9 protein-coding genes are annotated in these 11,263 nt (G+C 70.8%); 3 read left to right on the top strand and 6 right to left on the bottom strand.

The features are described from left to right. Positions 1-182: 182 nt before the first annotated feature. Positions 183-689 (top strand): MarR family winged helix-turn-helix transcriptional regulator, encoded by a 507-nt coding sequence (locus G6023_RS08790; RefSeq protein ID WP_182635039.1) that lies wholly within the window; start codon positions 183-185, stop codon positions 687-689. A 177-nt stretch (positions 690-866) separates the two neighbouring features. On the opposite strand, the gene G6023_RS08785 is transcribed toward G6023_RS08790, so the two are convergent. Continuing rightward, positions 867-2,342, bottom strand: a complete 1,476-nt coding sequence (locus tag G6023_RS08785) for an MFS transporter (protein WP_182635037.1) — start codon at positions 2,340-2,342, stop codon at positions 867-869. A gap of 390 nt (positions 2,343-2,732) precedes the next feature. Between G6023_RS08785 and G6023_RS16290 the strand changes: the two genes are divergently transcribed. Then, a complete protein-coding gene (locus G6023_RS16290; protein ID WP_347570749.1) occupies positions 2,733-3,902 on the top strand; it encodes a cytochrome P450 in 1,170 nt (389 codons plus the stop codon). Between the two features lie 48 nt (positions 3,903-3,950). Here G6023_RS16290 and G6023_RS08775 read toward each other — a convergent pair whose 3' ends face one another. Genes G6023_RS08775 through G6023_RS08760 form a run of 4 tightly spaced genes read right to left on the bottom strand, consistent with a single transcriptional unit; the run spans position 3,951 to position 8,456 of the window. After that, on the bottom strand, positions 3,951-4,814 hold the full coding sequence (locus tag G6023_RS08775; RefSeq protein WP_182635035.1) for a LuxR C-terminal-related transcriptional regulator: 864 nt from the start codon (positions 4,812-4,814) through the stop codon (positions 3,951-3,953). 25 nt (positions 4,815-4,839) lie between these two features. Next, positions 4,840-5,724, bottom strand: coding sequence for a 3-hydroxyisobutyrate dehydrogenase (gene mmsB / locus G6023_RS08770; protein WP_182635041.1), 885 nt, complete (start codon positions 5,722-5,724; stop codon positions 4,840-4,842). Between the two features lie 14 nt (positions 5,725-5,738). Next, positions 5,739-6,902 (bottom strand): acyl-CoA dehydrogenase family protein, encoded by a 1,164-nt coding sequence (locus G6023_RS08765; protein ID WP_182635033.1) that lies wholly within the window; start codon positions 6,900-6,902, stop codon positions 5,739-5,741. A gap of 27 nt (positions 6,903-6,929) precedes the next feature. Further along, the gene (locus G6023_RS08760) at positions 6,930-8,456 is read right to left on the bottom strand and encodes a CoA-acylating methylmalonate-semialdehyde dehydrogenase (RefSeq protein ID WP_159148488.1); all 1,527 of its coding nucleotides are present in this window, start codon (positions 8,454-8,456) and stop codon (positions 6,930-6,932) included. Between the two features lie 207 nt (positions 8,457-8,663). On the opposite strand from G6023_RS08760, the gene G6023_RS08755 reads away from it, so the two are divergent. Continuing rightward, on the top strand, positions 8,664-10,400 hold the full coding sequence (locus tag G6023_RS08755) for an AMP-binding protein (RefSeq protein WP_182635031.1): 1,737 nt from the start codon (positions 8,664-8,666) through the stop codon (positions 10,398-10,400). A gap of 111 nt (positions 10,401-10,511) precedes the next feature. On the opposite strand, the gene G6023_RS08750 is transcribed toward G6023_RS08755, so the two are convergent. After that, the coding region (locus G6023_RS08750) for an SDR family NAD(P)-dependent oxidoreductase (RefSeq protein ID WP_182635029.1) at positions 10,512-11,263 on the bottom strand (752 nt) is incomplete at its 5' end.

Below are 11,263 nucleotides of genomic sequence, written 5' to 3'. Positions count from 1 at the left end.
TCCGGCACCCGGCCGCCGGCGGCCGCGATCACCTGCGCCGCGCGGTCGTGGACCCGGGGCGCCCCGGCCGTCGTCGCCACCGGCGGGGATTGCGCATCGGAATCGCCCACGGCGCCTGAACCTCCTGGTTGGTGTGGATAGACTGCCCATCATCCCACCGCCGCGTCCGACAGGAGTGAGCCTTGCCCCCCAGGACCGCCCCGATCCCCGATCGCATCGACCAGGCCCGCGCCAACTGGGAGCGAGAGGGCTGGACGGACGCCGCGCAGGGGATGACGGTGGTGACCTCCGTGATGCGGGCGCACCAGATCCTCCTGGCCCGGGTCGAGGAAACTCTACGGCCGTGGAACCTGTCGTTTCCCCGCTATGAACTCCTCCGGCTGCTGGCCTTCTCCCGCTCCGGAGCGCTGCCCATCACCAAGGCCTCGGAGCGCCTCCAGGTACACGTCACCAGCGTCACCAGCGCCATGAAGCGCCTCCTCGACGCGGGACTCGTGGAGCGACGGCCGCATCCGACGGACGGGCGGACGACCCTCGTGGAGATCACGGCCGAGGGCAGGCAGGTGGTGGCCGAGGCGACCGCGGCACTGAACTCCGGCGTGTTCGCCGACCCGGGGATGGACGAGGACGAGCAGGTGGCGCTCATCGAGGCCATCGCCGCGCTTCGCCGGTCCGCCGGCGACTTCTGACCGACCCGGCCCGGCCGGGAGGGCCGCTCCCCGCCACCGCCGGTCTGTGTGACCGTGGCGATCGCCGGACCCCGGACACGACACCGCGCCCGGCCCCCTCTCGGGTGGGGCCGGGCGCGGCTGTTCGTGGGACGGATCCGCTCGGGGCCTTCAGCACAGGGTTCCGTCAGAGGCGGGTCAGGGCACCTCGGTGGCGAGGACGCGGTCCTCGATGATCTCGGAGTCCGCGTGCATCTCGTTCTTGCTGGACTCGGTCATGGCCACCACGCAGAGCATGGACATGGCGGACAGCAGCGAGAGCATGATTCCGACACCGAGCGTGTTGCCCGCGGCGACCATGGCGGCGGCAGCCAGCGGGGGCAGTGCGCCACCGAGGATGCCGGCGAGGTTGTACCCGAGGCCGGCACCGGTGTAGCGGTAGCGGGCCTGGAACAACTCGGGCAGGAGCGCGCCGGCCGGACCGTAGGCGATACCGAAGATGATCAGCGTGACGAAGAGGACCACTGCGAACGCGATCGGCGACCCGGTGTCGAGGATGGGGAAGACGAACAGCGTCCAGACCACGGCCAGCGCCACCGAGGTGCCGATGACCTTCTTGCGGCCGATCCGGTCCGAGTACATGGCGGACAGTGCGATGGCGGCACCGAAGATCAGGGCGGCGAGCATGCCCATGCCGAGGACGAAGGGCCGCGTGTGCTCGAGGTTCTTGGTGGCGTAGTTCGTGAGGAACGAGGTGCCCATGTAGAAGAGGGAGAACAGCGAGGTGAGCGCGCCACCGGCGATGAGGATCTCCTTCCACTGGTGGCGGATCGCGTCGGCGAACGGCAGCGTCTTGGGGGCCGGGGCCCGGTTCGCGGCCTTGTCGGCGGCCTCGGTCGCGGCGGCCTCCCTGGCCTGACGCTCCTGCGTCTGACGGAAGACCGGGGTCTCCTCGATCGAGATGCGGATCCACAGCCCGATCAGGACGAGGACGGCGGAGAGCAGGAACGGGATGCGCCAGCCGTACTGCATGAACGGGCTGTCGACGTCGGCGCCGTCGCCGGCGATCAGGGAGAAGAGGAGGAACGTCCCCGAAGAGAGGAAGAACGCGAAGGCCACACCGAGCTGGGGCCACATGCCCATCATCCCGCGCTTGCCCTGGGGTGCGTACTCCGCGGTGAGCAACGTCGCGCCCGCCCACTCGCCGCCGACCGCGAAGCCCTGGAAGAACCGGCAGACCACGAGGAGGGTCGGGGCCCAGATGCCGATACCGCCCTCGAACATTCCGAACGCGCCGGTGCCGTACCCGGGCAGCAGCCCGATGAACACGGTGGCGACGCCCATGATCATCAGCGTCCACACCAGCGTGCGCTTACGACCGATGCGGTCGCCGAAGTGGCCGAAGAGCGCGGCGCCGACCGGGCGCGCGAAGAAGGCGACCGCGAAGGTCGCGAACGACGAGAGCGTCGCCGCCGCCGCATCCTGGCCTGGGAAGAACAGAGTGGGGAAGACCAGCGCCGCGGCGGTGCCGTAGATGAAGAAGTCGTACCACTCGATCGTCGTTCCGATAGAGGAGGCCGCCGCCACCTTCGTGAGCGAGGTCTTCTTGGGCTCCGCTGACGGGTTCGGCGACTGTGGCGCCGTACCCCCAGCGGGGAGGTTCGTGGCTGTCAAGACAACTCCAAGTCTCGTGGGGCGCCGGGTGGGGGCCCTGGCGCGGGACGTGTTCCCCGACGAGTGAACGTCGATTGAGGAAAAGGTATGTGACTGGGACCACACCCGATACACCCGAAAGTGGATGGTCGGTGATCCGGATCACGTAGTGGCCGGGCGACCCAGGCACCGCGGGACTGGAAGCGCACCGCCGCGAATGACCCTCGGAAGACGAGCGAGACGCCGACAACCAGCCCGAAGAAGCGCGCCCGATGCCTCGGCCCCCCTCCCCCCACGAGTGCTCAGCGACCAGCCCTCGACTTCCCACCAGTCCGTATAGCTCTCCGCCTCGCGGGTACGACAGCGAGCGGGGTCTCCCCCGGTTCGTAGGCCCCGGTCCGACTGCGGCTCGTGGGACGCCGCGGACCTGCTGCGGGGTGTGGAGGGCTCTCGAGCTTCTACAACGGCTACAAGGTCGAGCGCGACGGCGCCATGCCCGGGTTCATCCGGTTTCCCCTCTTCGGCCCGGGCGCCGTCCACGGACTCGACGGCCGCGCGCACGAGGTACGCGAGAACGCACTCGCCGACATGGCCTATGACGACGAGCGCGCCGCACGGTTCTCCGAGCTGGTCGCCGGTGAACTCGAGGGGATGCTCGGCGACTGGGCGCGCAGCGGTACCGGCACGGTCTACGACGACACCACCACGGCGTTCGGTCGGGCGGCGTTCCGCTGGGCGGGCCTCCTGCTCGCCCCGGCGGAGGCCGATCGCCGGGCCCGGCAGATGAGCAGGCTCCTCGACTCGTTCGGAAAGGTCGCGACCAACCCGGTCGCCGAGGTCGAGCGCGTCCGGCTGGACCGCTGGGCCACCGGCCTGATCCGCGCGGTGCGGACCGGCGGACTGCGCGCGGAGCCCGACTCGGTCCTGGCGGCCATGGCCGACCTGCGGGACTCCGACGGCGCTGCAGTCGACGACCGGACCGCCGCCGTGGAGCTGCAGAACCTCACCCGCCCGACGGTGGCGGTGGCCCGGTTCGCCGCGTTCGCGGCAGTCGCGCTCACGGGAAATCCCGGGTGGGCCGCACGGATCCGGGAGGCCTCCTCGGCCGCGGGCCGGCTCTCCGATGTCCCGGAGGCCGTCGCGTTAGCCCGGGAGGTCCGGCGCGTCTACCCGTTCGTACCGATGCTGCCGGCGATGGCCACCTCGGACTTCGAGGTGCACGGGTGCCCGGTGCGCAGGGGCGAACGGGTCCTGTTGGATCTCCTCGGCACCGACACCGACCCCAACCACTGGGACGACGCCTCGACGTTCGACGCCGAGAGGTTCATGGGGGTCGCAGACGCCGAGCAGCTCGAGGCGTTCGTCCCGCAGGGCGGGGCGGGTGTCCGCACCGGACACCGGTGTCCCGGCGAGAAGCTCGCAGTGGCCGCCCTGTCCGCCGCGGTGGCCGCGATGTGCCGTCCGGAGGTGCGCATCAGTCGGGATCCCGACGATCTCACCTTCCCGTGGACGCGGATGCTCACCCGTCCCGCGACAGGGGTCCGGGTGTCGTGGCAGGACCAGGGGTCCCCGACGGGGTGACCTGCCGGCACGCGCCGCCGTTCCGGGCCGCCGGCCTGTCGGGGCGGCTCAGGGCAGGACGCCGAGGAGCCGGGCGCGCGCCACCGACTCCATCCGCGACCGCGTGCCGAGCTTGGTGCCGATGTTGCGCAGGTACGCCTTGATGGTCTCCGGGGACAGCGACAGCCGCGCCCCCACCTCGGCATTCGAGCAGCCGAGAGCGACCTGGGCCAGCACGTCGATCTCGCGCGGCGAGAGCACCGATTTGGCGGGGACCGGGATGTCACCGGCGTCGGGCGCCCGTCCCACGCCGGCGAGTGCGGACCCGGCGGCCAGGAGACGGTCGCGCAGTGCCGGATCGCCCAGCTCAGCGGCGATCGCCCGTAGCTCTCCGTGGAGGACCCGCAGCTGCTCGCGGTCCGCGGCCTCGAAGCCGACGGAGTGCTCCGCGGCGGCGAGGTCCGCCATCCGCAGCCGTCGGTCGACCTCGTCCCTGACCTGGAACTCCGCGGCGAGGTCCGAGGCGACCGAGTTGAACGTCCTGGCGACGTGGTCGCCGAGCTGGGTGGCCACGCGCGCCGACCCGTAGAGGATCGTCCGCGCGACGCCGGAGACCATCACCGGCACCGAGATGATGGCCCTCAGGCCCTCCTGCTCCACCGCATCGGCGTAGTCGCGCGTGATGCTGGAGCACTCCTCGTAGTCGCGGACCGTCGCGGGACGCCCCGACGCCATGACGTGCCCACCGAGCCCCCGGCCCTTGGCCACGGCCAGACCCTGCATGGAGTTCGTGCGGACGCCGATGAAGCGGCTGAGCTTCGCCGTCTCGCCGTCGGCCTGCCCTGCGAACACGATCGGCAGACCGGACTCCTGCCGGGCGCGTCGCAGGGCGCCGAGGACCGCGTCCGAATCACTGGGTCGAAGGGTGGTCATGGTCAGCTCCCGAGAGTGGAGACGGTCAGCTCCGCGCGGAATCGCGGATGCTGGTGATGATGGCGCTGAAGTCCTTGCCACCGTTGTCCTGCGCGAACTCGTCGTACAGCGCCGCGGCCGCCGCACCGAGCGGCGCGACCGTTCCGGTGCTCTCCAGCGCGGCCAGTGCCAGTCCCAGGTCCTTGTTCATCAGGGCCGTGGCGAAGCCGGGCGTGAAGTCGTTGTTCGCCGGGGAGGTGGGCACCGGGCCGGGCACGGGGCAGTTGGTGTGCAGCGCCCAGCTGTTGCCGGTGGCCCCGGTGACGACGTCGTACAGGGCCTGGTGCTCGAGCCCCAGCCGCTCCGCCAGCACGAACGCCTCGCCGATCGCGATCTGGTGGACGGCCAGGACCATGTTGTTGCAGACCTTGGCGGCCTGGCCGGCCCCCGCGGCGCCGCAGTGGATGACCTTGCCCGCCATGGGCTCGAGGACCGGCTGCGCCGCGGCGAACGCCTCGTCCTCCCCGCCCACCATGAACGCCAGCGTCCCCGCGGTCGCGCCCTTGACACCGCCGGAGACGGGGGCGTCCACCTGGAGCATCCCCGCCTCGACGGCCTTGGCGTGCACCGCCCGGGCGTCGTCGACCGAGATGGTGGACGAATCGATGAACAGCGTGCCGGCCTCCGCCTCCCCCAGGACGTCGTCGTAGGTGGAGGTGACCAGCGCGCCGTTGGGGAGCATCGTGATGACGACGCCGGCCCCGCGGACCGCCTCGGCCGGCGTCTCGCACACGGTGACGCCGGCCGAACGCGCGGCCTCCTGCGCGGCGGGAACCGGGTCGAAACCGCGGACCTCGTGGCCGGCACCGACGAGGTTGGCCGCCATGGGACCGCCCATGTTGCCCAGGCCGAGGAAAGCGACGGTCGGCAGTTCGTTGGTCATTCCTACGCTCCCAGTCCGCGCGCGGCGACGGCCCTGCCGACGACGACGCGCATGATCTCGTTCGTGCCCTCGAGGATGCGGTGCACCCGCAGATCCCGCACGATCTTCTCGATTCCGTATTCGGATAGATACCCGTAGCCGCCGAACAGCTGCAGCGACCGGTCGGCGATGTCGAAGCACCGGTCGGTGACGAACAGCTTCGCCATGGCACACAGCTCGACGTGGTCCGGCTCCTTGGCGTCCAGCGCCGCGGCGGCGCGCCACAGCAGGAGCCGACTGGCCTCCAGCTCGGTGGCCATCTCGGCCAGGGTGAACCGGATGGTCGGCTCGTCGATGAGCGCACCGCCGAACGCCTCGCGGTCCCGCACATGTGCCACGGCCCGCGAGTACGCCTCCTGGGCCCCGCCCAGCGAGCAGGCGGCGATGTTGATGCGCCCGCCGTTGAGTCCACGCATCGCGATGGTGAAGCCGAGCCCCGCCCCGCCGGTGTCCGCGCCGCCGATGAGGTTGGCGGCCGGAACCCGGACGCTTTCCATGATCACCTGCGCCGTCGGCTGGGCGTTCCAGCCCATCTTCCGCTCGTCGGGGCCGAAGCTCAGCCCGTCCGAGTCGGCCGGGACCAGGAACGCCGAGATGCCCTTGGGGCCGGCCTCCCCGGTCCGGGCCATCACCAGGTAGACGTCCGACTGGCCGCCCCCGGAGATGAACTGCTTGGTGCCGCTGAGCACGTAGTGGTCACCGTCGCGGACCGCCTTGGTGCGCAGCGCCGCCGCGTCCGACCCGGCGCCCGGCTCGGTAAGGCAGTAGCTGGCGAACTTCTCGAGCGAGGCCAGCTCGGGGATCCACTGCCGGCGCTGCTCGTCGGTGCCGAACTCGTCGACCATCCACACGCACATGTTGTGGATGGACAGGTACGCCGCCACCGACGGGCACCCGCGCGCGAGCTGCTCGAAGATCCGCACGCCGTCCAGTCGACGCATCCCGCTGCCGCCGACCTCCTCGGAGACATAGATCGCGCCCATGCCCATCCCGGCGGCCTCGCGGAGGACGTCCATGGGGAAGTGGTGGGTCTCGTCCCACTCCTGCGCCTTGGGACCGATCCGCTTGTCCGAGAAGTCGCGTGCGGCGTCGACGATGACCTTGTCGTCGTCATCAAGGGTGAACATGGGTGTTCCTCTCCTGGGGCGAGCCGGTCAGTCCATCGTGGGGATGTTGAAGTCGGCCCCGTCCTTGATGCCCGACGGCCAGCGCTGCGTGACGGTCTTGACCTTGGAGTAGAACTTGATCGACTCCGGGCCGTGCTGGTTGAGGTCGCCGAATCCGGACTTCTTCCAGCCACCGAAGGTGTGGTACGCGATCGGGACCGGGATCGGCACGTTGACGCCGACCATGCCGACCTCGACGCGGGAGACGAACTCGCGGGCGGCGTCGCCGTCGCGGGTGAAGATCGCCACGCCGTTGCCGTACTCGTGGTCGTTGGGCAGGCTCAGCGCCTCCTCGAAGTCCTTGGCGTGGACCACCACGAGGACGGGGCCGAAGATCTCGTCGGTGTAGACGCTCATGTCCGGCGTCACCTTGTCCATGAGCGTCGGGCCCACGTAGTAGCCCTCGGAGATGTCCTCGCCGTTGAACTCGCCGGTGTAGGCCCCGACACCGCGACCGTCGACGAGGAGCTCGGCGCCGGCCTTCTCGCCCTGATCGATGTAGTCGAGGACCCGGGCCTTGGACTCGGGGGTCACCAGCGGGCCGTAGTCGGACTGCGGATCGTGGCTGTGGCCGACCTTGAGGTCCTTGACCTTGGGCAGCAGCTTCTCGAGGAGCGCCTCGGCCGTGCCCTCGCCGACGGGGACGGCCACGGAGATGGCCATGCAGCGCTCGCCGGCCGAACCGAAACCGGCGCCGACCAGGGCGTCCGCGACCTGGTCCATGTCGGCGTCCGGCATGATGATCGCGTGGTTCTTGGCGCCGCCGAAGCACTGGGCGCGCTTGCCGGTGCGGGCGGCGTTCTCGTAGATGTACTGCGCGATCGGGGTGGATCCGACGAAGCCGACCGCCTGGATCGTGTCGTTGTCGAGGATCGCGTCCACGGCCTCCTTGTCGCCGTGCACGACCTGGAAGATGCCGTCCGGCAGGCCCGCCTCGGTGAACAGCTCGGCCAGGCGCACCGGCACGGAGGGGTCCCGCTCGGAAGGCTTGAGGACGAACGCGTTGCCACAGGCGATGGCCGGGCCGGCCTTCCACAGCGGAATCATGGCCGGGAAGTTGAACGGGGTGATGCCGGCGACGACGCCCAGCGGCTGGCGCATGGAGTAGACGTCCACGCCGGTTCCCGCGTTCTCGGTGAACTCGCCCTTGAGCAGGTGCGGGATGCCGATCGCGAACTCGACGACCTCGAGGCCGCGCTGGATGTCGCCCTTGGCGTCCGGCGTGGTCTTGCCGTGCTCGATCGCGAGCAGCTCGGCGAGCTCGTCCATGTTCTGGTTGACCAGGTCCACGAACCGCATGAGCACGCGGGCGCGCTTCTGCGGGTTCTGCGCGGCCCACGCCTTCTGCGCGGCGGCGGCCTTGGCGATGACGTCGTCGACCTCGGCCGTGGTGGCCAGTGGTACGACCGCCTGCGCCTTGCCCGTGCTGGGGTTGAGCACTTCCTGGCTCCGCCCCCCGGTGGCCGCGACCCGCGCGCCGTTGATGTAGTGCTCGACCTGCCTGAGATCCGACATGGACGTCCCTTCCTCAGTGGGGCGGCGCGCGTCTGAGCCCGCTCACCCCTGTCCCGTGATGCCCATCACCATATACTTGCAACTCCTAGTAATCCATAGCCGGGGCCCGATCGACCCCGGACCCTCCCCTTTCGGGTGTACCGCCGCGCCCCGCCGCAGACCTACTGTGAGCTGACTCACTCACACGTTCCGTCGACAGGAGCATCCATGCCCCCGCTGCCCACCGAGGCCACCGTCCGGTTCCGCGCCGCCCGCGACTTCCTCCAGGCACACGCGCTGGACTACGACGCCGCGCGGGACGGCTTCGCCTGGCCCGAGCTCGACGAGTGGAACTGGGCACTGAACTGGTTCGACGTCCAGGCCGAGGGGAACGACGACCCCGCCCTGTGGATCGTCGAGGAGAACGACGGCGGCGGCGCCCCGACCGAGGCCAAGTACTCGTTCGAGGAGATGCGGGTCCGGTCCGACCGGACGGCCAACTGGCTGCGAGAGCGGGGCGTCGAGCCCGGCGACCGCATCCTGCTCATGCTGGCCAACCAGGTGGAGCTGTGGGACGTCATGCTGGCGGTGATCAAGCTCGGTGCCGTGGTCATCCCCGCCACCACGCTGCTCGCCGAGGGCGACCTGCGGGACCGCATTGCGCGCGGCGGCATCAAGCACGTCATCGCGCGCGGCGAGCTGGCCGAACGGTTCGCCGACATCTCCGGCGACTACCAGCGCATCTCGGTCGGCGGGGACGAGCGGGGCGGCACGCCGGCGGGCTGGACTGACCTGGCCGGAGCGATGGACGCCTCCCCCGACTTCGAACCGACCCACACCACCCACGCCGACGACACCCTGCTGCTGTACTTCACCTCCGGCACCACCAGCAAGCCCAAGCTCGTCGAGCACACGCACGCCTCCTACCCGGCGGGCCACCTGTCGACCATGTACTGGATCGGCCTCCAGCCCGGCGACGTCCACCTCAACGTCTCCTCCCCCGGCTGGGCCAAGCACGCCTGGTCGAACGTCTTCACCCCGTGGATCGCCGGGTCGTGCGTGTTCATCTACAACTACTCGCGCTTCGACGCCGCGGCGATGATGCGCGAGATGGACCGCTGCGGCGTGACGAGCCTGTGCTGCCCCCCGACCGTGTGGCGAATGCTCATCCAGGCCGACCTGACCCAGCTGCAGGTCCCGCCCCGCCTGGCGGTGGGCGCCGGCGAGCCACTCAACCCCGAGGTCATCGGTCGGGTCCGGGACGCGTGGGGGGTGACGATCCGCGACGGGTTCGGCCAGACCGAGACCACCGTGCAGATCGCCAACACCCCGGGCCAGCCCATCAAGGACGGCTCGATGGGCCGCCCGTGCCCCGGCTTCGACGTGGTGCTGGTCGACCCGGCCACCGGTCGGGAGCTCGCCGGCGACGGCGCGGAGGGCGAGATCTGCCTGCGCCTCGATCCCCGCCCGCTTGGACTGATGGTCGGTTACCACGGTGATGCCGAGCGCACCGACGCCGCCTACGCGGACGGCTTCTACCACACCGGCGACGTGGGGTCCCGCGACGCGGAGGACTACATCACCTACGTCGGGCGCACCGACGACGTGTTCAAGTCCTCCGACTACCGGATCTCGCCGTTCGAGCTGGAATCGGTGCTGCTCGAGCACCCGGCCGTCGCCGAGGCCGCCGTCGTCCCCTCCCCTGACCCGGTGCGGCTGAGCGTGCCCAAGGCCTTCGTCGTCCTGGCCGGCGGCTGGGAGCCCACCGAGGCCACGGCGCGCGAGATCTTCGAGTACTCGCGCACCCACCTGGCCGGCTACAAGCGGGTCCGGCGCCTGCAGTTCACCGACCTGCCCAAGACAATCTCCGGCAAGATCAGGCGGGTGGAGCTGCGCCGCGGCGAGGTCGACAACGGTCCGTCGGTGGACTTCCCCGGTGAGTTCCGCGAGGACGCACTGCGCTGACGGTGGACGCCGTCCGGGGCGTGCGAGGACGGGCGACGACGACGAGGTGGTCGTCCCCGTCCGGTGCGCGGTCCGCGGGCGGCCGCCACGCGACGCGGGTCCCGAGGCGGCTCACGTCCGGAGGAGGCCGTCGATCTCCTCGGGCGTCCACGGCGCATGCGAGTGGAAATCGCGGTACGCCAGGATCTGCGCCTCCGGCGTGGGGAATCGTCCGACGAAGCCGCCCGACCCGGCGAAGACGCCCCCGGTGATCCCCGCGGAGAGGTCGGAGACGAGATAGGTGTAGAGGGGTGCGACGTACTCCGGGCCCGCCGGGTCCAGTGCCCCGGCCACACTCAGCTCGTCGAGCATTCCCCGGCGCCCCAGGTCCCGGATCTGCTCCTCGTAGGCCTCACCACTGGACAGACGGGTGCGCGCGCCGGGGCACACGACGTTCGCCCGGACCCCGTGCTCGGCCAGTTCCGCCGCGATCGCCATGGTGAGTGAGGTGACGGCGCCCTTGCCGGCCGGGTAGCCGGTCCCGCCGTAGTCGCCCTTCCAGGCGAACGACGACGTGGTGACGATCGCGCCCGAGCCCGCCTCCACCAGGTGTGGCGCGAAGACGCGACAGGGGGCGAACACCGTGCCCAGGTGGGCGTCGATGAGGTCGGCGAAGTCGGCGTGGGACACCGTGAGGATCGACGACCCCGCCGGTTCGGGCACCCCGGCGCACGTGATGAGCCCGCCCACGACCGAGTCCCCCTCCCTCGCCCGGGCGAGCAGCTCCTCGGCGACGGCGGGCTCTGTGCCGACCCGGCGACGCCGCGGATCCGGCCGGTCGACCGTGCCGCGAGGTCGTCGACCTGCTCGGCCAGCGCCCGTGG

Source organism: Dietzia sp. DQ11-71 (assembly GCF_014144995.1).
Classification (GTDB): domain Bacteria; phylum Actinomycetota; class Actinomycetes; order Mycobacteriales; family Mycobacteriaceae; genus Dietzia; species Dietzia kunjamensis.
Note: the sequence above shows the minus strand (reverse complement) of the source record. Positions and strands in the feature narration are given on the sequence as shown.

Bases quoted from the DNA above. Each gene is read 5' to 3' on its own strand.
- G6023_RS08775 (WP_182635035.1), bottom strand. From the start codon at position 4,814: ATGACCACCCTTCGACCCAGTGATTCGGACGCGGTCCTCGGCGCCCTG.
- G6023_RS08765 (WP_182635033.1), bottom strand. From the start codon at position 6,902: ATGTTCACCCTTGATGACGACGACAAGGTCATCGTCGACGCCGCACGC.
- G6023_RS08760 (WP_159148488.1), bottom strand. From the start codon at position 8,456: ATGTCGGATCTCAGGCAGGTCGAGCACTACATCAACGGCGCGCGGGTC.
- G6023_RS08755 (WP_182635031.1), top strand. From the start codon at position 8,664: ATGCCCCCGCTGCCCACCGAGGCCACCGTCCGGTTCCGCGCCGCCCGC.